The organism is Pseudomonas fluorescens, from assembly GCF_001307155.1.
GTDB classification, from domain to species: Bacteria; Pseudomonadota; Gammaproteobacteria; order Pseudomonadales; family Pseudomonadaceae; genus Aquipseudomonas; species Aquipseudomonas helvetica.
Window position 1 is genome coordinate 1,182,607 of record NZ_CP012830.1, and the last position, 22,743, is coordinate 1,205,349.

A 22,743-nucleotide genomic window follows, 5' to 3' on the forward strand; every position below is an offset into this window, starting at 1 on the left:
TTAAGGCTTGTAGCTCCCCGGCATCTTGCATTGGGTATGGGCCCTGCATAAGTATCGGCAGGTCGACTCACGAGGTCGTCCTCTAATTCCAAAAATGACAACAAATCATGAGGCCACCATGCTTAAACACGCGGTCATTCCGTTTTTAGTCGGCGCAAGCTTATTAGCTAGCGCACCTTTCGCCCAAGCGGCGACTAACCTGGTGTTTTGCTCCGAAGGGAGCCCGGCCGGTTTTGATCCTGGTCAGTACACCACCGGAACCGACTTCGACGCCTCAGCAGAAACCATGTTCAACCGTTTGAGCCAGTTCGAACGTGGCGGCACCGCCGTTGTTCCTGGCCTGGCCACCAGCTGGGACATTTCCCCCGATGGCCTGACTTACACCTTCCATCTGCGCGATGGGGTGAAGTTCCACACCACGCCGTATTTCACGCCGACCCGTAACTTCAACGCCGACGACGTGCTGTTCACCTTCAATCGTATGATTAACAAGGATGACCCGTTCCGTAAGGCGTACCCGACCGAATTCCCGTACTTCACCGACATGGGGATGGACACCAACATCACCAAGATCGATAAAGTCGACGATCACACCGTCAAGTTCACCCTCAAGGAAGTTGATGCCGCGTTCATCCAGAACATGGCCATGAGCTTCGCTTCGATCCAGTCCGCCGAGTACGCTGCCCAGCTGCTCAAGGAAGGCAAAGCCGCCGACATCAACCAGAAGCCGGTCGGCACTGGTCCGTTCGTGTTCAAGAGCTACCAGAAAGACTCCAACATCCGCTACACCGGGAACAAGGACTACTGGAAGCCTGACGACGTCAAGATCGACAACCTGATCTTCGCCATCACCACCGACCCGTCGGTACGTATTCAGAAGCTGAAAAAGAACGAGTGCCAGATCACCCTGTTCCCACGCCCGGCTGACCTGAAGGCGCTGAAAGAAGACAAGACCCTGAAGGTGCCTGACCAGGCTGGTTTCAACCTGGGTTACATCGCCTACAACGTGATGGACAAGATCAAGGGCAGCGATCAGCCGAACCCGATGGCTCAACTGAAAGTGCGTCAGGCACTGGACATGGCCGTCAACAAACAGCAGATCATCGACTCGGTTTACCAGGGTGCGGGTCAACTGGCGGTCAACGCCATGCCGCCAACCCAGTGGTCCTACGACACCACCATCAAGGATGCGCCATACAACCCTGAGAAAGCCAAACAGCTGCTCAAGGAAGCCGGCATCAAGGAAGGCACCGAGATCAACCTGTGGGCGATGCCGGTGCAACGTCCTTACAACCCGAACGCCAAGCTGATGGCTGAAATGCTGCAGTCCGACTGGGCCAAGATCGGTATCAAGGCCAAGATCGTGACCTATGAGTGGGGCGAGTACATCAAGCGCTCCAAAGGCGGCGAAAACGGCGCGATGCTGATTGGCTGGAGCGGCGACAACGGTGACCCGGACAACTGGCTGAACGTGCTGTTCGGCTGCGATTCGCTGCAGGGCAACAACTTCTCCAAATGGTGTGACAAGAAGTTTGACGGCATCGTGAAAGAAGCCAAGCGCACCACCGATCAGGCCAAGCGCACCGAACTGTACAAACAGGCGCAACACGTCCTCAAAGACGCCGTTCCAATGACACCTATCGCTCACTCGACGGTGTTCCAACCCATGCGCGACAACGTGCAGGACTTCAAGATCAGCCCGTTTGGCTTGAACTCCTTCTACGGAGTCAGCGTCAGCAAATAAGGTTTTGCAACGGTGACGTCCCTGACGTCGCCGTTGCCTTATCTGCCAAGACAGCTGGAATTCGCCTACTTCCCAAACCACTGCGGACCACTGCAGCGGGCTTAGGACGTGTCGCCTTTTCCTACCTGTTTTTCAGGCCTTACGCATTTACCGCCTGACCTTCGACTCATACCGTCGGGGTACGGCCGTTTTTTCGCTACGGCTGGCAACTGCTGACCCCATGGCTTTGGATCAGTGATGTCTGCACGTCCCAGGACGGGACGACGACTCACTGTTTAACACCTAAAAAGAGAGGGAGCGTTATGCGCCATACCTTGGTTTTATCCGCATTACTGGGCACCGGTCTGTTGGCCGCCACGTCAATCAGCCAGGCCGCCAATAACAGCCTGGTGTTTTGCTCTGAAGGCAGCCCGGCGGGCTTCGACACCGCGCAGTACACCACTGCGACCGACAATGACGCCGCCGAACCGTTGTACAACCGGCTGGCCGAGTTCGAAAAAGGCTCCACCAATGTTGTACCGGGCCTGGCCACACGTTGGGATATTTCCGAGGATGGTCTCAAGTACACGTTCCACCTGCGCGAAGGGGTGAAATTTCACACCACCCAGTACTTCACACCGAGCCGCGACTTCAACGCCGACGATGTGTTGTTCACCTTTAATCGCATGCTCGATACCGAGCATCCATTCCGCAAGGCTTACCCGACCGAGTTTCCGTACTTCAACGGGATGAGTCTGAACAAGAACATCGCCAAGGTCGAGAAGACCGGGCCGTTGACCGTGGTCATGACCCTGAACTCGGTAGACGCCGCGTTCATTCAGAACATCGCCATGAGTTTCGCCGCGATTCTTTCCGCCGAATACGCCGACCAGTTGCTCGCGTCCGGCAAGCCGAGCGACATCAACCAGAAGCCGGTCGGCACCGGGCCGTTCGTGTTCAAGAGCTACCAGAAAGACTCCAACATACGTTACACCGGCAACAAGCAGTACTGGGACCCGAGCCGGGTCAAGCTCGACCAGCTGATTTTCGCCATCAACACCGATGCGTCGGTGCGCGTGCAGAAGCTCAGGAAAAACGAGTGCCAGATCACCCTGCACCCACGTCCGGCCGATGTCGACGCGCTGAAAAACGACCCCAAGCTGCAACTGATCGAGAAGCCCGGTTTCAACCTTGGCTACATCGCCTACAACGTGCAGCACAAACCCTTCGACCAGCTCGAAGTACGCCAGGCATTGGACATGGCGGTGAACAAGCAGGGGATTCTCAAGGCGGTGTACCAGGGCGCCGGCCAACTGGCGGTCAACGCCATGCCACCGACCCAGTGGTCCTACGACGAAACCATCAAAGACGCCGCCTACAACCCGGAAAAAGCCAAGGAATTGCTCAAGGCTGCCGGGGTCAAGGAAGGCACCGAGATCACACTCTGGGCCATGCCGGTACAGCGTCCGTACAACCCGAACGCCAAGCTGATGGCTGAGATGCTGCAGTCGGACTGGGCGAAAATCGGCCTGAAAGTAAAGATCGTCAGCTACGAATGGGGCGAGTACATCAAGCGCACCAAGAATGGCGAACACGACATCAGCCTGATCGGCTGGACCGGCGACAACGGGGACCCGGACAACTGGCTGGGCACCCTGTACAGCTGCGACGCGATTGGCGGCAACAACTACTCCATGTGGTGTGACCCGCAATACGACAAGCTGATCAAGCAAGCCAAGATTGTCACCGACCGTGAGCAACGCACGGTGCTCTACAAACAGGCTCAGCAATTGCTCAAGCAGCAAGTGCCGATCACGCCTGTCGCCCACTCGACGGTCAACCAGCCGTTGAGCGCCAAAGTCGAAGGATTCAAGGTCAGCCCCTTCGGCCGTAACGTCTTCTCGGGTGTCAGCATCGACCAATAACTGATTAGCCAAAAACCTGAGGGCGATTTTCGCCCTCACGCAAAGGTGTTGCCTGAATTCGGCGAACACGCCAAATGCAAACGTTTGCGATACGTGAATGAGTTCAAAACCAAATAGCCGGATCACCAAAAAAGACCGGCATTAAAAAAAGAAAGAAAGGAGCTTCACCCATGAAACTGAGCAGCACCGCGATATTGGCCTTGGCCATCAGCAGCGTCACGGCTACCGCCTACGCTGAACCTGCAAGCCAGGATTTCGTTCCAACCGGCCTGAGCACCACCAATGCCCAGGCTGATACCAAGGGTTTTATCGAAGGTCAGAGCCTGTCGGGATCCACCCGCAACTGGTACGCAAACGAATTGAAGCGTCGTGATGACCGCTTCAAATACCAAAAAGATGGCGTACTCACCACGACTCCACGTCGTACAAACTGGGTTCAAGGCACGATTCTCAATTACACCTCGGGCTTTACCCAAGGCACGGTCGGTATCAGTACCGAGATCGCGGCGTATAACGCGATTGCTCTGGATCGCAGCCGTCACGACGTTGCCGCTGGCAGCGGTGGCGCAAGTGCAAACAACCGCACCCTGAGTGACAACAATGGCGATCCGGTAGATCAGTGGAGCAAGCTCGGCCTGGCGAACGTCAAGGCACGTATTTCCAACACCACCCTGACCGCCGGCCGTCAGAACTTCAGCACCCCGATTGTCGATGTCATCGGAAACCGTCCACTGCCTTCAAGCTTTGAAGGTGTGTCGATCCACAGCGAAGAGTTCAATAACCTGTCGTTCGATCTCGGCACGTTCGACCGCGTATCGCCACGGACCGAACAAAGCCTGTCGAAATTCCGCTCCGAATATAACAACAACAACGCCGAAACCGATCACGTGAATACCGCGGGTCTGAACTATCAGCCGTTCAAAAGCCTGAAGACCAGCCTGTACGTCGCGAATGTCGAAGACTTCTGGAATCAGTACTACTTCGGCGCCACCCACGAACTGGGCGATAGCTCGGTGCTGGGCCTGACCACCGGCCTGAACTACTACAAGACCCTCGACACCGGCAAAAAGGAAATGGGGAAAATCGACAACGATGCCTACTCCCTGTCGTTCGGCCTGACCCACCAGGCCCACAGCCTGACATTCTCCTGGCAGCAAATTGTCGGTGACGAGTACTTCGACTACCTGCACGAAACCAACGGCATCTACCTGGCCAACTCCCTGCTGTCGGACTTCAACGGTCCGAACGAGAAATCCTTCCAGATCGCCTACGGCCTGAACATGGCTGAATACGGCGTGCCCGGTTTGAAGTTCAACATCTACCAGGCTCGCGGCTGGGGCATCGACGGTACGCACTACACCGGGACTGCCTATGACGTGAAAAACCTGGATGGCGAACACCACTATGAATACGGCATCGGTACTTCCTACGCCGTACAAAGTGGCCCGCTTAAAGCCACCACCGTTCGCGCGACCTACACCACTCACCGTGCAAGCGCGAACCAGGGCGACGGCAACATCAACGAGTTCCGTCTCGTGACCACCATCCCGTTCAACATTCTGTAAAAGCGCTGCCAAACGGTTGACTCACGATGAGTCGGCCGTCTGGTTTTTTCCTGTTCAACCGATTGCAGAGGGCTCTTGATGAAAATGCTACCCCTACGTGCGGCCATCGCCGCCGCGCTGCTGAGTGTCGCTATTGGCGCCTCGGCCAAACCCTTGGTGGTCTGTACCGAAGCCAGCCCGGAAGGCTTCGATATGGTCCAGTACACGACTGCAGTCACAGCCGATGCGGTGGCCGAAACCATCTTCAACCGTCTGGCGGACTTCAAGCCCGGCACCACTGAAGTGATTCCGGCACTGGCCGACTCCTGGGACATCAGCGAGGACGGTCTGACCTACACGTTCCACTTGCGCAAAGGCGTCAAGTTCCACACCACCGAATACTTCAAGCCGACCCGCGACATGAATGCCGACGACGTGGTCTGGAGTTTCCAGCGTCAGCTGGACCCGAACCACCCGTGGCACACCAAGTCGAGCGTGGGCTTCCCGTACTTTGAAAGCATGGGCTTCAAAGAGCTGCTCAAAAGTGTCGAGAAGGTCGACGACAATACGGTCAAATTCACCCTGACCCGCCGTGAAGCGCCGTTCCTGGCGGACATCGCCATGGCCTTCTCCTCGATCTACTCCGCCGAGTACGCCGACCAGTTGCTCAAGGCCGGCAAGACCGGCGACCTGAACAACAAGCCCGTCGGTACCGGCCCGTTCATCTTCCAGCGTTACGCCAAGGATGCTCAGGTTCGCTTCAAGGCCAACCCGGAGTACTTCCGTGGCAAGCCACCGGCTGACGCGCTGATTCTGGCCATCGCCACCGACAACAACGTTCGCCTGCAAAAGCTCAAGGCCAACGAGTGCCAGATCGCCCTCTATCCGAAACCGGATGATATCCAGAGCATCAAGGCTGACCAGAACCTGAAGGTCGATGAAATAGCGGCCATGACCACCAGCTACACCGCTCTGAACACCACACGCAAATACATGAGCGATGCACGGGTTCGCCATGCAATCAATATCGCTTTCGACAAGGAGGCCTACACTGATGCCTTGTACGGTAAAGGCAACGCAGTGGTCGGCACCGGCCCGTATCCGCCGACCCTGCTAGGCTTCAACGACACATTGACGAACCCTCCACGTGACCTCGACAAGGCGCGTGCACTGCTCAAGGAAGCCGGTGTGCCGGAAGGTACGGTGTTCACCCTGTTCACGCGCAACGGCGGCGGACCGACCAATCCGAACCCGATGCTCGGTGCACAAATGATGCAGTCGGACCTGGCCAGGATCGGTATAAAGGTCGATATCCGCGTGATGGAGTGGGGCGAGATGCTCAAACGCGCCAAGAACGGGGAACACGACATGGTCTCGGCTGGCTGGGCAGGAGATAACGGAGATCCGGACAACTTCCTGACTCCGAACCTGAGTTGCGAGGCTGCAAAAAACGGCGAGAACTACGCCCGCTGGTGCAACAGAACGTTCCAGGACCTGATCGACAAGGCTCGCGCCGGCACCGACTCTGGGGAACGGAAAAAACTCTATGAACAGTCCCAGACAGTTTTCGACAAGGAGCAGCCATGGATTCCAATGGCTTACCCGAAAATATTTACCGCCATGCGTAAAAACGTCGAGGGCTTCCACCAGAGCCCCCTGACCACAAACAACTTCGCTACTACCGAAGTGAAGTAGATAAGAAAACGCCCGGCAACGTTGACCCCAACGCTGCCGGGAACGCCTAACCGGCTGATGAGGTACACCACAAGATGTTTAGTTTTATTGCCCGCCGATTGGGATTATTGATCCCCACGTTCTTCGGCATCACCTTGCTGACTTTCGCGTTGATTCGCATGATTCCCGGCGACCCCGTGGAAGTCATGATGGGCGAACGTCGGGTCGATCCCGAAATGCATGCTCAGGCAATGGAACGCCTTGGTCTGAACAAACCGCTGTATGCCCAGTATCTGGACTACATCGGCAAACTGGCCCACGGCGACCTGGGTGAATCCCTGCGGACCCGTGAAAGCGTATGGACTGAATTCACCTCGCTGTTCCCCGCCACCCTGGAACTGTCCATGGCAGCCCTGCTGTTCGCCGGCGTTCTCGGCCTGCTGGCCGGGGTGATCGCGGCGCTGAAGCGAGGGTCCCTGTTCGACCATGGGGTGATGGGCATCTCCCTTGCCGGGTATTCGATGCCGATTTTCTGGTGGGGCCTGATTCTCATCATGTTCTTCTCCGTATCCCTGGGCCTGACCCCGGTGTCCGGGCGGATCGACCTGCTGTATGACATCGAGCCAAGAACCGGCTTCATGCTCATCGACACCCTGCTGGCCAATGACACCGGCGCGTTCTTCGACGCCCTGCACCACCTGATTCTTCCGGCCATCGTGCTCGGCACCATCCCGCTGGCGGTGATCGCCCGGATGACCCGTTCCTCGATGCTCGAAGTCCTGCGTGAAGACTACATCCGCACCGCCCGGGCCAAAGGCCTGTCGCCGTCGCGCGTAGTGTTCGTTCACGGCCTGCGCAACGCCTTGATCCCGGTACTGACCGTGGTCGGCCTACAGGTCGGCACATTGCTGGCCGGTGCGGTCCTGACCGAAACCATCTTCTCGTGGCCCGGTATCGGCAAATGGCTGATCGAAGCCATTGGCGCCCGGGACTACCCCGTGGTGCAAAACGGAATTCTGTTAATCGCCTGCCTGGTGATTCTGGTCAACTTTGTAGTGGATATTCTTTATGGCTTCGCAAACCCACGCATCCGTCACCAGCGCTGAGACCCTACGTATGAGTACTCCAACTACCGCCGTAGCAGTCGACCAAAGCCTGCTTTATCCGTCGCCGTACAAAGAGTTCTGGCAAGCGTTCTCCAAGAACAAGGGCGCCGTCGCCGGCCTGTTGTTCATGCTGCTGGTTATTTTTTGCGCGATTTTCGCCCCATGGGTTGCTCCGCATAACCCGAGCGAGCAGTTCCGCGACTTCCTGCTGACCCCGCCGGCCTGGCTGGCAAATGGGCAGATGCAATTCCTGCTCGGTACCGATGAGCTGGGACGCGACCTGCTGTCGCGCCTGATCCATGGTTCGCGCCTGTCCTTGCTGATCGGCCTGTCGTCGGTGGTCATGTCGCTGATTCCGGGGATCCTGCTGGGTCTGTTCGCCGGGTTCTTCCCGCGCCTGCTGGGCCCGACCATCATGCGCCTGATGGACATCATGCTGGCCCTGCCGTCCTTGCTGCTGGCTGTGGCGATCGTCGCTATCCTCGGCCCTGGCCTGATCAACACCGTGATCGCCATCGCCGTGGTGTCCCTGCCGGCCTACGTTCGTCTGACCCGCGCTGCGGTCATGGGCGAACTGAACCGCGACTACGTGACCGCCGCGCGCCTGGCCGGTGCCGGTCTGCCGCGCCTGATGTTCATCACCGTGCTGCCCAACTGCATGGCGCCGCTGATCGTTCAGGCGACCCTGAGCTTCTCCTCGGCGATTCTCGATGCCGCAGCACTGGGCTTCCTCGGCCTTGGCGTACAACCGCCAACCCCTGAGTGGGGCACCATGCTGGCTTCGGCTCGCGACTACATCGAACGCGCCTGGTGGGTCGTCAGCCTGCCTGGCTTGACCATTTTGCTCAGCGTGCTGGCAATCAACCTGATGGGCGACGGCCTGCGCGACGCGCTGGACCCGAAACTCAAGAACGCCGCCTGAGGAGATTCAAATGTCACTGTTGGAAATCAAGAATCTCAACGTTCGCTTCGGCGACAAGAACGCCGTTCCGGTGGTCGACGGTCTCGACATTTCCGTGGACAAGGGCGAAGTCCTGGCCATCGTTGGCGAGTCGGGGTCCGGTAAATCCGTGACCATGATGGCGCTGATGGGCCTGATCGAACACCCGGGGATCGTCACCGCTGACGCCCTGAATTTCGACGGCAAGAACATGCTCAAGCTCAGCAATCGTCAGCGTCGGCAAATCGTTGGCAAAGACCTGGCCATGGTCTTCCAGGACCCGATGACCGCGCTGAACCCGAGCTACACCGTCGGCTTTCAGATCGAAGAAGTACTGCGCCTGCACCTGAAAATGTCCAGCAAGGATGCCCGCAAGCGCGCCATCGAGCTGCTGGAAAAAGTCGAAATCCCGGGCGCCGCGAGCCGTATGGATGCCTACCCGCACCAACTGTCCGGCGGTATGAGCCAACGTGTGGCGATTGCCATGGCGATTGCCGGCGAGCCGAAACTGCTGATCGCCGACGAACCGACCACCGCACTGGACGTGACGATTCAGGCGCAGATCATGGACCTGCTGCTGGCGCTGCAAAAAGAGCAGAACATGGGCCTGGTGCTGATCACTCACGACCTCGCCGTGGTAGCCGAAACCGCCCAGCGCGTATGCGTGATGTATGCCGGCCAAGCGGTAGAAGTCGGTCAGGTGCCGCAGTTGTTCGACATCCCTGCGCACCCGTACAGCGAAGCGCTGCTCAAGGCTATTCCCGAGCACAGCCTGGGTTCCTCGCGCCTGTCCACCCTGCCGGGCATTGTTCCCGGTCGCTATGACCGTCCGCAAGGCTGCCTGCTGTCGCCGCGCTGCCCGTACGTGCAGGACAGCTGCCGTCAACAACGTCCAGGCCTGGACCCGAAAAGCAACAGCCTCGCCCGCTGCTTCTATCCTTTGAATCAGGAGGTGGCGTAATGGCCGTCGTTCTCACCGCCCGTGACCTGACCCGTCACTACGAAGTCTCCCGCGGCCTGTTCAAAGGCACCGCGCTGGTACGCGCACTCAATGGTGTGTCGTTCGAACTCGAAGCCGGCAAAACCCTCGCCGTGGTTGGCGAATCCGGCTGCGGCAAGTCGACCCTGGCCCGCGCCCTGACGCTGATCGAAGAGCCGTCTTCGGGCTCGTTGAAAATCGCCGGGCAGGAAGTCACCGGCGCCAACAAGGCCGAACGTAAACAGCTGCGCAAAGACGTGCAGATGGTCTTTCAGAGCCCTTACGCGTCGTTGAACCCACGGCAGAAAATCGGCGATCAGCTTGCAGAGCCATTATTGATCAACACCAAGCTTTCCGCGGCCGAACGCCGTGAAAAAGTCCAGGCGATGATGAAGCAGGTCGGCTTGCGTCCTGAGCACTACCAGCGTTATCCGCACATGTTCTCGGGCGGCCAGCGCCAACGGATCGCCCTGGCGCGCGCCATGATGCTGCAACCCAAAGTGCTGGTCGCGGACGAACCGACCTCGGCGCTGGACGTGTCGATTCAGGCCCAGGTGCTGAACCTGTTCATGGACCTGCAGCAAGAGTTCAACACCGCCTATGTATTCATCTCCCACAACCTGGCGGTGGTGCGTCACGTCGCCGACCAGGTGCTGGTGATGTACCTCGGCCGGCCGGTGGAAATGGGCCCGAAAGAAGACATCTACACCCGTCCTCTGCACCCGTACACCCAGGCCCTGCTGTCGGCCACGCCGACGATCCATCCAGATCCGACCAAGCCGAAAATCAAGATCGTCGGCGAACTGCCGAACCCGCTGAACCCGCCGTCCGGCTGTGCGTTCCACAAGCGCTGCCCGTACGCCACCGAACTGTGCAGCAAAGAAGAGCCGGCCCTGCGCCAGCTCGACAGCCGCCAGGTGGCCTGCCATTACGCCGAGCAATTCGTCGTCTAGGCCGGGCATGAAAAAGCGCCCTCTCGGGGCGCTTTTTGAAACGCGTTGACCAACCCTCCTCCTGTCGGACTGCGCATCAGTCCGACAGGAGGAGGGTTCTTTTGTCTGAATCCTTAAGCCTTAACCCTGGGTATCGTCTTCGGAATCGTCGGAGGATGGGTCCTCATCGCCTTTAGTGTCACTTTGACTCTGATCACCGGTGGCAACCACCAAGCCACTGCCCTGCACACTTTTTGCTGCCCAAAAACCCTGGTCCTGCACCGCGCCGCTGCTCGCCCACGCTGCCGAAGTGCCCACCGACAGCAGCACCAGCACTTTGATCAGTAAAACCATGCGTTGAAAAATGCTCATAGCTGATTCCATCCTTTCGTAGGTGAATCACGAGTAGCTACGGATCGTATGTCCAACGAGCGTAGCGCTGTCTGAAATCTAGTCTGGATAGATCGGATTGACCAGATAGGACACTAACGATGGTCGCCAATTGCCGTTTGCCAAAAGACAGGTTTGGAATAATGGCTAGGTCGAATCGCTATTTAATTGCCACTGGGCACTGGTGGCGACTTGCCCAATAAAAAGCCCCGCAGCTTACGCAACGGGGCTTGGGATACAACCAATCAGCCTGTAGGAACTAAGCTTGCTCGCGATGGCAAATTCGAAATCGCCATCGCCGGCAAGCCGTGCTTCTACAAATTAATGATGCTCACGCGTCGCACGGAATTTCACGTCCGGCCAGCGCTCTTCCATCAGCGCCAGGTTGACTCGGGTCGGGGCCAGGTAAGTCAGGTGGCCGCCGCCGTCGAGGGCGAGGTTTTCCACAGCCTTGACGCTGAACTCTTCGAGCTTCTTCTTATCGCTGCAATCGATCCAGCGCGCGGACCACACGGTGACCGGCTCGTAGGCGCATTCGACCTTGTATTCCTCTTTCAGGCGGCTGGCGACCACATCGAACTGCAGCACACCGACGGCGCCAAGGATGATGTCGTTGCTGCGTTCCGGGAAGAACACCTGGGTCGCGCCCTCTTCGGCCAGCTGCTGCAAGCCCTGGCGAAGTTGCTTGGATTTCAGCGGATCCTTCAGGCGTACGCGACGGAACAGTTCCGGGGCGAAGTGCGGGATACCGGTGAAGCCCAGGGCTTCGCCTTCGGTGAAGGTGTCGCCGATCTGGATGGTGCCGTGGTTGTGCAGACCGATAATGTCGCCGGCAAACGCTTCTTCCAGCTGCTCACGCTCGGAGGAGAAGAAGGTCAGCGCGTCGCCGATCCGGACGTCCTTGCCGGTGCGCACATGGCGCATCTTCATGCCTTTTTCGTACTTGCCGGAGCAGATACGCATGAAGGCAATGCGGTCGCGGTGTTTAGGGTCCATGTTCGCCTGGATCTTGAACACGAAGCCGCTGAACTTCTCTTCTACCGGTTCCACGGTACGCTCGTTGGCGACACGAGCCAGCGGCTTCGGTGCCCAGTCGACCACGGCGTCGAGCACGTGATCGACCCCGAAGTTGCCCAACGCGGTACCGAAGAACACCGGGGTCAGTTGGCCGTCCAGGAATTCCTGTTGATTGAATTCGTGGCAGGCGCCTTGCACCAGTTCCAGCTGTTCGATGAAGCGCTCGTACTCGTCACCCAAATGCGCGCGGGCTTCATCGGAGTCGAGCTTCTCGATGATTTTCACATCGGTCCGCTCGTGGCCGTGGCCTGCGGTGTAGACGATGATGTAGTCGTCGGCGAGGTGATAGACGCCTTTGAAATCGCGGTAGCAACCGATCGGCCAGGTGATCGGCGCAGCCTTGATCTTCAGGACGGCTTCGATTTCGTCGAGCAGTTCGATCGGGTCACGAATGTCGCGGTCGAGTTTGTTGATGAAGCTGACGATCGGCGTGTCACGCAGACGGCAAACGTCCATCAGGGCGATGGTCCGTGGCTCTACACCCTTACCGCCGTCGAGGACCATCAATGCCGAGTCGACCGCCGTCAGGGTGCGGTAGGTGTCTTCGGAGAAGTCTTCGTGGCCCGGAGTGTCGAGCAGGTTGATCATGTGATCGCGATACGGGAACTGCATGACCGACGTGGTAATGGAAATACCACGCTGCTTTTCCATTTCCATCCAGTCGGAGGTGGCATGGCGGTCGGACTTGCGAGACTTCACCGTGCCGGCAACCGCAATCGCCTTGCCCATCAGCAAGAGCTTCTCGGTGATGGTGGTCTTACCCGCATCGGGGTGGGAAATAATGGCGAAAGTGCGGCGTTTCGCGACTTCGGCGGCCTGTTTGGTCATGGGAAATCGCCTGGCAGGTGATTCAAAAAAGGGCGGCGAGTATAGCTCAAAACGACATCTACGGACCACCATTCGCCCTGTAGCAGCTGCCGAGCTTGCGAGGCTGCGTTCGGCGGCGAAGCGGCCGTAAATCAAACAATGCGGTCTTTCAGGTATACCGTGTGTAACGGCTTTACGACGGCTTCGCCGCCGAACGCAGCCTCGCAGGCTCGGCAGTTGCTACGGAGTGAGAGGCGACCGGGGTGGCCAAATACTGTCTAACGTGGGAACCTTTTAAACCGTGGAGCCGTCCACTCCCCTGTTACGACCTGTCGCCAGGGGCTGAAATATCAGCAAGTCAGCCTGACGAGGCTGCGCTTATGGCTCGATCTCATGCCGCTTTGCCGGCATTGACGAGCTGCTTTTCGCGAACAGTGTCTTCGGCAGCCAAGTATGGCGTTGCCACACGAAGCGCTGTTCGCCGACTGAAATAAAGGAGTCCGCCTGTGGCTATTCGCTATGGCAAAGGGCTGATAGGAGGAGCGGTTGTCGTCGCCCTTCTGGCCCTGCTGATCCACTGGATCGGCATCAACACGATCGACCTGTACCGCGACGATTTGTTGTTTTACCTGCAAGCTCATCTGATTCTCGTCCTCGTTTCCATGCTGGCCGCCCTCGTTGTGGGCATCCCCGCCGGTATCCTCCTCAGCCGCCCGACCATGGTCGGACGCGCCGAACGCTTCATGCAGCTCTTCAACATCGGCAACACTGTCCCGCCTCTCGCCGTACTGGCCATCGCCCTGGGAATACTCGGGATCGGCAGCGGCCCCGCGATCTTCGCGCTGTTCCTCGCGTCCCTGTTACCCATCGTGCGCAACACCTACGAAGGCCTGAAAAACGTTCAGGGCTCACTCAAGGAAGCGGCCATCGGCATCGGCATGACCCCACGCCAAGTGCTCTGGCGGGTCGAACTGCCGAACGCGATGCCGATCATTATCGGCGGCGTGCGCGTCGCACTGGCGATCAACGTCGGCACTGCGCCGCTGGCGTTCCTGATCGGCGCCAACAGCCTGGGCAGCCTGATTTTCCCCGGCATTGCCTTGAACAACCAGCCGCAATTGATTCTCGGCGCAGCCTGCACCGCCCTGCTGGCGTTACTGCTCGACGGTCTGGTGACACTGGCCAGCCGACTTTGGCTGGAACGCGGTTTACCCCAGTCCTGAATCCGGCTGAGCGAAGGAATAATCATGAAGACATTTAGCTTATTACTAGGCTGCGTCCTGCTGTGCGCAGGATTTGCCCACGCCGCCGACAAACCGTTGATCCGCATCGGCGCCCGGGTGTTCACCGAACAAACCCTGCTCGCGGAAATCACCTCGCAATACCTGCGGACCAAGGGTTATGAGGTCCAGGTGACCGGCGGCCTGGGCAGCAGCCTGGCCCGCAGCGCCCATGAAAACGGCCAGCTCGACCTGATGTGGGAATACACCGGCGTGTCGCTGGTGGCTTACAACCATGTCACCGAGAAGCTCGACAGCGAACAGTCCTACGCGCGAGTCAAAGAACTCGACGCGAGAAAGGGTCTGGTCTGGCTCACCCCGTCGAAATTCAGCAACACCTACGCCCTCGCGTTGCCGAAGAACGTGGCTGACGAATACCCGCAGATCAACCGCATCAGCGACTTGAACAACGTGCTCGACGCTGAGGCAAAGGCCAACCACCTGGTGGCTCTGGACACCGAGTTCGCCAACCGTTCCGACGGCCTCAAAGGCATGGTCAAGCTCTATGACATGAACCTGACCCGCAACAATATCCGGCAGATGGACGCCGGGCTGGTCTACACCGCGCTGCGCAATGGCCAGGTGTTTGCCGGTCTGGTCTACACCACTGACGGTCGCTTGAACGCTTTCAAATTGAAACTGCTGGAAGACGACAAGCATTACTTCCCGGACTACACCGCTGCGCCGGTTGTGCGTCAGGTGTACCTCGATGCCCATCCGCAACTGGCGGAACAACTCAAACCACTGGCCGAACTGTTCGACGACCAAACCATGCGTCAGCTCAATGCGCGGGTCGATGTCGATCATGAAAGTCCTTCCGCCGTGGCCGCAGATTTCTTGCGCCAGCACCCATTGAACTAAGGAGGAAAGGCCATGGAATTTCTCAACGCTTTTTCCCACCTGGACTGGCCACTCGTCCTACACCTGACCTGGCAACACATCACCCTGGTCGGCATCGCCGTGACCCTGGCGATTGTGGTCGGCGTGCCGCTGGGCATTCTGATGACGCGCTTCCCGACGCTGGCCGGTCCCTTGCAAGCCAGCGCCACGGTGCTGTTGACCATCCCGTCGATTGCGCTGTTCGGTCTACTGCTGCCGTTCTACTCGAAATTCGGCCAAGGCCTGGGACCGATGCCAGCCATCACCGCGGTATTTCTGTATTCCCTGCTGCCAATCATGCGTAACACCTACCTGGCACTGACCGGCGTCGAACCCGGCATTCGCGAAGCAGCCCGGGGCATCGGCATGACCTTCGGCCAACGCCTGCGCATGGTCGAGTTACCAATTGCGGTGCCGGTGATCCTCGCCGGCGTACGCACCGCCGTGGTCATGAACATTGGCGTGATGACCATCGCCGCCACCATCGGCGCCGGTGGTCTGGGCGTACTGATCCTCGCTGCCATCAGCCGCAGCGATATGTCGATGCTGATCGTCGGTGCGGTGTTGGTCAGTCTTCTGGCGATCTTCGCCGACCTGCTTCTGCAATGGCTGCAACGTTCGCTGACTCCAAAAGGATTACTCAAATGATCGAACTTCAAAACCTCAGCAAAACTTTCCAAAGCAACGGTAAAGATGTGAAAGCCGTGGACTCGGTAAGCCTGATCGTCAACGAAGGCGAGATTTGCGTGTTCCTCGGCCCGTCGGGTTGCGGCAAAAGCACCACGTTGAAAATGATCAACCGCTTGATCAAGCCGACCTCGGGCAAAATCCTGATCAACGGCGAAGACACCACCGATCTCGACGCCGTTACCTTACGCCGCAACATCGGTTATGTGATCCAGCAGATCGGCCTGTTCCCGAACATGACCATCGAGGAAAACATCACCATCGTGCCGCGCCTGCTCGGTTGGGACAAACAGCAATGCCACGATCGCGCCCGCGAATTGATGAACATGATCAAGCTCGAACCCAAGCAGTACTTGAGCCGCTACCCGCGTGAGCTGTCCGGTGGCCAGCAACAGCGGATCGGCGTGATCCGCGCCCTCGCCGCCGACGCCCCGTTGCTATTGATGGACGAACCGTTCGGCGCGGTCGACCCGATCAACCGCGAGATGATCCAGAACGAGTTTTTCGAGATGCAGCGGGCGCTGGGCAAGACCGTAATCATGGTCAGCCACGACATCGACGAAGCGATCAAGCTCGGCGACAAGATCGCGATCTTCCGTGGCGGCAAGCTGATTCAGGTCGATCACCCGGACACCCTGCTCGCGCACCCGGCGGATGACTTTGTCAGCAACTTCGTCGGCCAGGACAGCACGCTCAAGCGCCTGCTGCTGGTCAAGGCCGAGGACGCGGCGGACAACGCGCCGTCAGTCAGCCCGGAAACGCCGGTGGCCGAAGCGCTGGAACTGATGGACGAACTCGACCGCCGCTACGTGGTGGTCACCTGCGCCGACAACAAGGCCCTGGGCTACGTGCGCCGCCGCGATCTGCACCGTCAGGCCGGCACCTGCGTGCAATACCTGCGCGAGTTCAACGCCACGGCAGCCTACGACGAGCACCTGCGAATCCTCTTGTCGCGCATGTACGAGTTCAACCGCTCGTGGCTGCCGGTGATGGACGCCGAGCGGGTGTTCCTCGGTGAAGTGACGCAGGAGTCGATTGCCGAGTACCTGAGTTCCGGGCGCTCGCGGGGTGGCAAGACCAGCATTGTTTCGCCTGCAGAGACTGCGCTGGCCTGATTCGTTCCGACTGATCGTTCCCACGCGGAGTGGGAACGATCATTTACACCCCAAATATCCCTCCAACGGGAACATCACACTGTCATCAGGGTCGGTTACACAAGTGACTGACGAGGACCGCACGACGGATGCGTGCAAAAACGCGACATTTTTTGTTGATCTCAAGGCCTTCACGCCCTAAAGTTCGCGCCGAACGTCCATGCTGGAAACGATCCATCCGGCTCAAGTACTGACGACGAGACAGCAAGGCCAAGGGAATCTGCATTTCCCATGGCCTTTTTGCTTTCGGCGACATGCCTTGGGAAGTAGGCGAACCAAAGTGGGGATACGGAGGACGTTCATTTGCACCCATTTATTTACGCTGTTTGCCAGTAGGAGCTCCCAAGTATGTCGATTCAGGTCGAAGACTATTTCGCGCGCGAAACCTTTCAGAAAATGAAGGCCTTCGCGGACAAACAAGAAACCCCGTTCGTGGTGATCGACACTGCGATGATCGCCCAGGCCTATGACGACCTGCGTGCCGGTTTCGAATTTGCCAAGGTTTACTACGCGGTCAAGGCCAACCCGGCCGTCGAAATCATCGACCTGCTGAAAGAGAAAGGTTCGAGCTTCGACATCGCCTCGATCTACGAGCTGGACAAAGTGCTGGGCCGCGGCGTAACCCCGGACCGCATCAGCTACGGCAACACCATCAAGAAATCCAAGGACATTCGCTACTTCTACGAGAAGGGCGTGCGTCTGTATGCCACCGACTCCGAAGCCGACCTGCGCAACATCGCCAAGGCTGCACCGGGTTCGAAAGTCTATGTGCGGATCCTGACCGAAGGCTCGACCACCGCCGACTGGCCTTTGTCGCGCAAATTCGGCTGCCAGACCGACATGGCCATGGACCTGCTGATCCTCGCTCGCGACCTGGGCCTGGTGCCTTACGGCATCTCCTTCCACGTCGGCTCGCAGCAGCGTGACATCAGCGTCTGGGATGCGGCGATCGCCAAGGTCAAAGTGATCTTCGAACGTCTGAAAGAAGAAGACGGCATTAACCTCAAACTGATCAACATGGGCGGCGGCTTCCCGGCCAACTACATCACCCGCACCAACAGCCTGGAAACCTACGCCGAAGAAATCATCCGTTTCCTCAAGGAAGACTTCGGTGACGATCTGCCGGAAATCATCCTTGAGCCAGGCCGTTCGTTGATCGCCAACGCCGGTATCCTGGTCAGCGAAGTGGTGTTGGTCGCGCGTAAATCCCGCACCGCCGTCGAGCGTTGGGTATACACCGACGTGGGCAAGTTCTCCGGCCTGATCGAAACCATGGACGAAGCCATCAAGTTCCCGATCTGGACCGAGAAGAAAGGCGAGATGGAAGAAGTGGTCATCGCTGGCCCGACCTGCGACAGCGCCGACATCATGTACGAAAACTACAAGTACGGCCTGCCACTGAACCTGGCCATCGGTGACCGCCTGTACTGGCTGTCCACCGGCGCGTACACCACCAGTTACAGCGCGGTTGAGTTCAATGGTTTCCCGCCGTTGAAATCGTTCTACGTCTAAACGCAGCGGTTAAGGCTGTAGGAGCACGGCTTGCCGGCGATAGCGATCTCAGGAACGCCTTCGCCGGCAAGCCGTGCTCCTACAGGACCTGCGCCAGGCCAGCGGCCCGTCGCTGATAATCCGTGGCCAACGCCCGGATTTGTGGATCGCTCGCACTCAACAGCGCCGCGCCTGCCACTTTCAAGAACTTCAAATTCCCACCCGCCAATGCCTCGTGCAGCCAGCTCAGCGCAGCCTTGATCTGCCCTTGGTTGGCCAGCACTGCCGCATAACTGAACTGCCCCCGAAAGTCCCCGCCCTCTGCCGAACGTCGATACCAATCCACTGCGGCCAGAGGATCCGCCGGGCAGAATCGCCCCTCTTCCAGATAGCGCCCCAGCAGGTTCATCGACTTGGCGTGGCCCAGCCCGGCGGCTCGGCGATAAAGATTCAGGGCTTGCGACTGATCCTCGACCACACCACGCCCGGTGGCCAGCAGGTTGGCGTAGTTGTACATCGCCCAGTCCAGTCCGGCTTCGGCGGCGAAGCGATAATGCCCCGCAGCGACTGTAGCGTCGGCATTACAGCCCCAACCATGTTCATGACAACGCCCGAGCATGTTGCGCGCCATCAGATGCCCGCCGTTGGCGGCGATCTTGAACCAGCGCAAGGCCAGCGCCTGGTCCTTGGCGATGCCCTGCCCTTCGAGCAGGATTTGACCGAGCAACGCCTGGGCGTCGAGGATCCCGGCCTTCGCGGCGATCAGGATTGCCTGCGCGGCACGGGCCGGGCTTTCGGCGAGCATCACGCTGAGTTGATCGCCATCGAGGACTTCCTCGCGGCGCAGTCGATAGCTCACGGTTACACCTCGACCCAGCGGCGCAGCAGGTTGTGATAGGTGCCGGTCAGGCGAATCAGCGATGGGTGATCCGGCATGTCCCGGGTCAGTTGCTGGATCGCCTCGTCCATCTCGAACAGCAAGGCGCGCTGGCTGTCTTCGCGAACCAGGCTTTGGGTCCAGAAGAATGAGGCATAGCGTGTGCCGCGAGTCACCGCGTTGACCTTGTGCAGGCTGGTGCCCGGATAGAGCACCAGGTCGCCGGCCGGCAACTTCACTCGCTGGGTGCCAAAGGTGTCCTGGATTTCCAACTCGCCACCGTCGTACTCGTCCGGATCGCTGAAGAACAACGTCGACGACAGGTCGGTGCGAACGCGCTCGATGCTGCCCTTGGGCTGACGCACGGCGTTGTCGATATGAAAGTCGAAGCTGCCCCCCGCCGTATAGCAGTTCAGCAGTGGTGGAAAAACTTTGTGCGGTAACGCTGCTGACATGAATCGCGGATGTTTCCACAACCGTTCAAGCATCGCCGCGCCAATTTCCTGCGCCAGCGGGTGACCTTCCGGCAGTTGCAGGTTGTGCTTGGCCTTGGCCGACTGAAAGCCAGCGGTGATCTTGCCGTCCGCCCAGTCAGCCTGCTCCAGCGCCTCGCGAATGCGCTGCACCTCTTCGCGGGAGAACAAGCCGGGAATATGCAGCAGCATGGGGTGTTACCTGAGGGTAAAGGAATGCCAATGGTATTGATTCTTATTGGCAATGTAAAATCGCTCTGACGGATGAGTCCGCAAAACCCGTAAGGGAAAACTGTAAAGAATGTAAATTCAGCGCAAATAGTAATATATCTCAATTGATACAAATACGTATTTACCCTATATTCCGCCGCCTCAAACCCTGGGGAGGGGAATTCACAATGTCACGCCAACTACCACAATCACCGGTCAGCTCACCGCGTCTACTCGCCTCTGCAATTGGCGTGGCGATCACTGCCAGCTCTGCAGCGCACATGGCTTACGCGGCAGAAAAGACCGACGATAAAGCGCCGCGCAATGCGATTGCCCTGGATGCCACCAGTGTCACCGGTGAGGCCCAGGACTCCACCTCCTACCAGGTCGAAAAAGCCTCTTCGCCCAAGTACACCGCGCCGCTGATTGATACCCCGCGTTCGGTGACCGTGATTCCACAGCAGGTTCTCAAGGACACTGGCGCCCTCAACATGCAGGATGCACTGCGCACGGTCCCGGGCATCACGTTCGGTGCTGGTGAAGGCGGCAACCCGCAGGGTGACCGTCCATTTATTCGTGGTTTCGACGCTCAGGGCGACACCTACCTCGATGGCGTACGTGACACCGGCTCCCAGAGCCGTGAAATCTTCGCCGTTGAGTCGATTGAAGTCAGCAAAGGCCCGAACTCCGCAATTGGCGGTCGTGGCGCAGCCGGTGGCAGCATCAACCTGGTGAGCAAAAAGGCGCACCTGGGCGACTCGTTCAATGGCGGTTTCACCTGGGGCTCGGACCAGACCCAGCGCTACACCCTGGACAGCAACTACCAGTTCAGCGATACCGCCGCTGGCCGCCTGAACCTGTTGAGCCACGAAAGCAACGTCGCTGGTCGTGACAAGGTCGACTACGACCGTTGGGGCATCGCGCCGTCGCTGGCCTTCGGCCTGGGCACCGACACCCGCGTCAACCTCGACTACTACCATCTGCAAAGCAACGACCTGCCGGACTCAGGTATTCCGTACACCGTACCGGCTTCGGGCAAGACCGCCGATCGCACCAAGAGCAACCCGGACAAACCTTACGCGGGCGGTGACAGCAGCAACTTCTATGGCTTGACCGACCGCGACTTCCGCAAGACCCGTACTGACACTGCGACCTTCGCCATCGAGCACGACCTGAGCGATGCGCTGACCATCAAGAACACTCTGCGCCACGGCACCAGCATGCAGGATTACATCCTGACCCAGCCGGACGACAGCAAGGGCAACGTGAACAACGGCAGCGTCTGGCGTCGTGCCAACACCCGTGTCAGCAACGTAGCGACCACCACCAACCAGACCGATCTGTTTGGCAACTTCTACATCGCCGGCTTCAAGAACAGCTTCTCCACCGGTGTCGAGTTCACCCGTGAAGAAGGCGAAAAATCCTCGTACAACGTGAACACCGATACCACTCCAGGCTCGGGTCCAGCGGACAAACCAAGCAGCAACTGCACGCCATCGATGATCGGCGCGTCCAGCGGCTACAACTGCACCTCGCTGGCCAACCCGAACCCGAACGATCCGTGGAACGGTGCGATTTCGCGCAACTACGCGGGCACCGACACCACCGCCAACACACGTGCCCTGTACGTCTTCGACACGCTGGAACTGTCGCCGCAATGGCTGGTGAACATGGGCCTGCGCTACGACCACTTCGACACTAAGTACAAGACCTTCACCGCGGCAGGTGCCACCACGGCCAAAGGCGCTGACACCAGCGAGTTCGTCACCGGTCAGTTGGGTGTCGTTTACAAACCGGCTGAAAACGGCAGCATCTACGCCTCTTACGCGACCTCCGCCACACCACCGGGTAATACCCTGGGCGAAGGCATGGACGGCAACCCGCTGTCGGGCACCAAGGATCGCAACGGCAATCTGCTGAGCAGCGACATGGAGCCGGAAACCACCAAGAACTACGAAGTCGGCACCAAGTGGGACCTGCTCAATGATCGTCTGTCGTTGACCGCCGCCCTGTTCCGTACCGAGAAAGAGAACGCTCGTGTTCAGGTTGATACCACTTCCTACGCAAACGCCGGCAAAACCCGCGTTCAAGGGATCGAGCTGTCGGCCAACGGCAAGATTACCGACAAATGGCAGGTCTTCGCCGGCTACGCCTACATGGACAGCGAGCAAGTCGATGGCGGCCCGCTGAACCACGCCACCGATGGCAATCAATTGCCTAACACCCCGAAAAACAGCGCCAGCCTGTGGTCGACTTACAACGTCACGCCGAAGCTGACCTTGGGCGGCGGCGCGTTCTATGTCGATGACGTATTCGGCAGCGTGGCCAACACCACCATGGTCAACTCCTACGTTCGTTATGACGCGATGGCCAGCTACAAGTTGACCAAAAACGTCGACCTGCAACTGAACCTGCAGAACCTGACCGACGTGACCTACTACGACAAAGCCTTCGCCACCCACTTCGCCAATCAGGCGCCGGGCCGTACGGCATTGCTGAGCACCAACTTCCACTTCTGATAAAGAACGATGTCGCCAAGCCCCGCCCATCACGATGAGCGGGGCTTTTGCATGTAAAAAAGAATGTTTCTCGACA

Annotated in this window: 18 protein-coding genes; 14 read left to right on the forward strand and 4 right to left on the reverse strand. The window is 58.8% G+C overall.

Going from position 1 to position 22,743, the window contains the following annotated elements:
* Positions 1-118 precede the first annotated feature (118 nt).
* The 8 genes from AO353_RS05375 to AO353_RS05410 all read left to right on the forward strand — a co-directional run bounded on the left by AO353_RS05375 (position 119) and on the right by AO353_RS05410 (position 10,844).
* Positions 119-1,744 (forward strand): ABC transporter substrate-binding protein, encoded by a 1,626-nt coding sequence (locus AO353_RS05375; RefSeq protein ID WP_054594027.1) that lies wholly within the window; start codon positions 119-121, stop codon positions 1,742-1,744.
* Between the two features lie 302 nt (positions 1,745-2,046).
* Entirely contained in the window at positions 2,047-3,648 is a 1,602-nt protein-coding gene (locus AO353_RS05380) for an ABC transporter substrate-binding protein (protein ID WP_054594028.1), read from the forward strand.
* 170 nt (positions 3,649-3,818) lie between these two features.
* On the forward strand, positions 3,819-5,213 hold the full coding sequence (locus tag AO353_RS05385) for an OprD family porin (protein ID WP_054594029.1): 1,395 nt from the start codon (positions 3,819-3,821) through the stop codon (positions 5,211-5,213).
* A gap of 78 nt (positions 5,214-5,291) precedes the next feature.
* On the forward strand, positions 5,292-6,887 hold the full coding sequence (locus AO353_RS05390) for an ABC transporter substrate-binding protein (RefSeq protein WP_054594030.1): 1,596 nt from the start codon (positions 5,292-5,294) through the stop codon (positions 6,885-6,887).
* 74 nt (positions 6,888-6,961) lie between these two features.
* Positions 6,962-7,972, forward strand: coding sequence for an ABC transporter permease subunit (locus tag AO353_RS05395; RefSeq protein WP_054594031.1), 1,011 nt, complete (start codon positions 6,962-6,964; stop codon positions 7,970-7,972).
* 10 nt (positions 7,973-7,982) lie between these two features.
* Entirely contained in the window at positions 7,983-8,894 is a 912-nt protein-coding gene (locus AO353_RS05400; RefSeq protein WP_054594032.1) for an ABC transporter permease subunit, read from the forward strand.
* A 10-nt stretch (positions 8,895-8,904) separates the two neighbouring features.
* Positions 8,905-9,873 carry an ABC transporter ATP-binding protein gene (locus tag AO353_RS05405; RefSeq protein ID WP_054594033.1) on the forward strand — a complete coding sequence of 323 codons (969 nt, stop codon included), beginning with the start codon at positions 8,905-8,907 and terminating at the stop codon, positions 9,871-9,873.
* Positions 9,873-10,844 (forward strand): peptide ABC transporter ATP-binding protein, encoded by a 972-nt coding sequence (locus tag AO353_RS05410; protein ID WP_054594034.1) that lies wholly within the window; start codon positions 9,873-9,875, stop codon positions 10,842-10,844. Before AO353_RS05405 ends, AO353_RS05410 begins: the two co-directional genes overlap by 1 nt.
* Before the next feature lie 120 nt (positions 10,845-10,964).
* Here the strand turns inward: AO353_RS05410 and AO353_RS05415 are convergent, their stop codons facing one another.
* The gene (locus AO353_RS05415) at positions 10,965-11,207 is read right to left on the reverse strand and encodes a hypothetical protein (protein ID WP_371917627.1); all 243 of its coding nucleotides are present in this window, start codon (positions 11,205-11,207) and stop codon (positions 10,965-10,967) included.
* Between the two features lie 327 nt (positions 11,208-11,534).
* Positions 11,535-13,118, reverse strand: a complete 1,584-nt coding sequence (locus AO353_RS05420) for a peptide chain release factor 3 (RefSeq protein WP_054594036.1) — start codon at positions 13,116-13,118, stop codon at positions 11,535-11,537.
* Positions 13,119-13,603: 485 nt separating this feature from the next.
* Here AO353_RS05420 and AO353_RS05425 point away from each other — a divergent pair, with 485 nt between their 5' ends.
* The 5 genes from AO353_RS05425 to AO353_RS05445 all read left to right on the forward strand — a co-directional run bounded on the left by AO353_RS05425 (position 13,604) and on the right by AO353_RS05445 (position 18,609).
* Complete coding sequence (locus AO353_RS05425) at positions 13,604-14,320, forward strand: ABC transporter permease (protein WP_054594037.1); 717 nt, start codon at positions 13,604-13,606, stop codon at positions 14,318-14,320.
* Positions 14,321-14,344: 24 nt separating this feature from the next.
* A complete protein-coding gene (locus tag AO353_RS05430; RefSeq protein ID WP_054594038.1) occupies positions 14,345-15,238 on the forward strand; it encodes a glycine betaine ABC transporter substrate-binding protein in 894 nt (297 codons plus the stop codon).
* A 12-nt stretch (positions 15,239-15,250) separates the two neighbouring features.
* On the forward strand, positions 15,251-15,904 hold the full coding sequence (locus tag AO353_RS05435; protein ID WP_054594039.1) for an ABC transporter permease: 654 nt from the start codon (positions 15,251-15,253) through the stop codon (positions 15,902-15,904).
* Positions 15,901-17,058, forward strand: coding sequence for a betaine/proline/choline family ABC transporter ATP-binding protein (locus tag AO353_RS05440; RefSeq protein ID WP_054594040.1), 1,158 nt, complete (start codon positions 15,901-15,903; stop codon positions 17,056-17,058). Before AO353_RS05435 ends, AO353_RS05440 begins: the two co-directional genes overlap by 4 nt.
* A gap of 387 nt (positions 17,059-17,445) precedes the next feature.
* On the forward strand, positions 17,446-18,609 hold the full coding sequence (locus AO353_RS05445) for a type III PLP-dependent enzyme (protein WP_054594041.1): 1,164 nt from the start codon (positions 17,446-17,448) through the stop codon (positions 18,607-18,609).
* Between the two features lie 79 nt (positions 18,610-18,688).
* Here the strand turns inward: AO353_RS05445 and AO353_RS05450 are convergent, their stop codons facing one another.
* Positions 18,689-19,447, reverse strand: a complete 759-nt coding sequence (locus AO353_RS05450) for a tetratricopeptide repeat protein (protein WP_054594042.1) — start codon at positions 19,445-19,447, stop codon at positions 18,689-18,691.
* 2 nt (positions 19,448-19,449) lie between these two features.
* Positions 19,450-20,130, reverse strand: a complete 681-nt coding sequence (locus AO353_RS05455; protein WP_054594043.1) for a Fe2+-dependent dioxygenase — start codon at positions 20,128-20,130, stop codon at positions 19,450-19,452.
* A 206-nt stretch (positions 20,131-20,336) separates the two neighbouring features.
* Between AO353_RS05455 and AO353_RS05460 the strand changes: the two genes are divergently transcribed.
* Complete coding sequence (locus AO353_RS05460; RefSeq protein WP_054594044.1) at positions 20,337-22,667, forward strand: TonB-dependent receptor; 2,331 nt, start codon at positions 20,337-20,339, stop codon at positions 22,665-22,667.
* The last annotated feature ends 76 nt before the right edge of the window (positions 22,668-22,743 follow it).

Coding starts and splice junctions, on each gene's coding strand:
- AO353_RS05375 (WP_054594027.1), top strand. CDS start 119: ATGCTTAAACACGCGGTCATTCCGTTTTTAGTCGGCGCAAGCTTATTA.
- AO353_RS05380 (WP_054594028.1), top strand. CDS start 2,047: ATGCGCCATACCTTGGTTTTATCCGCATTACTGGGCACCGGTCTGTTG.
- AO353_RS05385 (WP_054594029.1), top strand. CDS start 3,819: ATGAAACTGAGCAGCACCGCGATATTGGCCTTGGCCATCAGCAGCGTC.
- AO353_RS05390 (WP_054594030.1), top strand. CDS start 5,292: ATGAAAATGCTACCCCTACGTGCGGCCATCGCCGCCGCGCTGCTGAGT.
- AO353_RS05395 (WP_054594031.1), top strand. CDS start 6,962: ATGTTTAGTTTTATTGCCCGCCGATTGGGATTATTGATCCCCACGTTC.
- AO353_RS05400 (WP_054594032.1), top strand. CDS start 7,983: ATGAGTACTCCAACTACCGCCGTAGCAGTCGACCAAAGCCTGCTTTAT.
- AO353_RS05405 (WP_054594033.1), top strand. CDS start 8,905: ATGTCACTGTTGGAAATCAAGAATCTCAACGTTCGCTTCGGCGACAAG.
- AO353_RS05410 (WP_054594034.1), top strand. CDS start 9,873: ATGGCCGTCGTTCTCACCGCCCGTGACCTGACCCGTCACTACGAAGTC.
- AO353_RS05415 (WP_371917627.1), bottom strand. CDS start 11,207: ATGGAATCAGCTATGAGCATTTTTCAACGCATGGTTTTACTGATCAAA.
- AO353_RS05420 (WP_054594036.1), bottom strand. CDS start 13,118: ATGACCAAACAGGCCGCCGAAGTCGCGAAACGCCGCACTTTCGCCATT.
- AO353_RS05430 (WP_054594038.1), top strand. CDS start 14,345: ATGAAGACATTTAGCTTATTACTAGGCTGCGTCCTGCTGTGCGCAGGA.
- AO353_RS05435 (WP_054594039.1), top strand. CDS start 15,251: ATGGAATTTCTCAACGCTTTTTCCCACCTGGACTGGCCACTCGTCCTA.
- AO353_RS05440 (WP_054594040.1), top strand. CDS start 15,901: ATGATCGAACTTCAAAACCTCAGCAAAACTTTCCAAAGCAACGGTAAA.
- AO353_RS05445 (WP_054594041.1), top strand. CDS start 17,446: ATGTCGATTCAGGTCGAAGACTATTTCGCGCGCGAAACCTTTCAGAAA.
- AO353_RS05455 (WP_054594043.1), bottom strand. CDS start 20,130: ATGCTGCTGCATATTCCCGGCTTGTTCTCCCGCGAAGAGGTGCAGCGC.
- AO353_RS05460 (WP_054594044.1), top strand. CDS start 20,337: ATGTCACGCCAACTACCACAATCACCGGTCAGCTCACCGCGTCTACTC.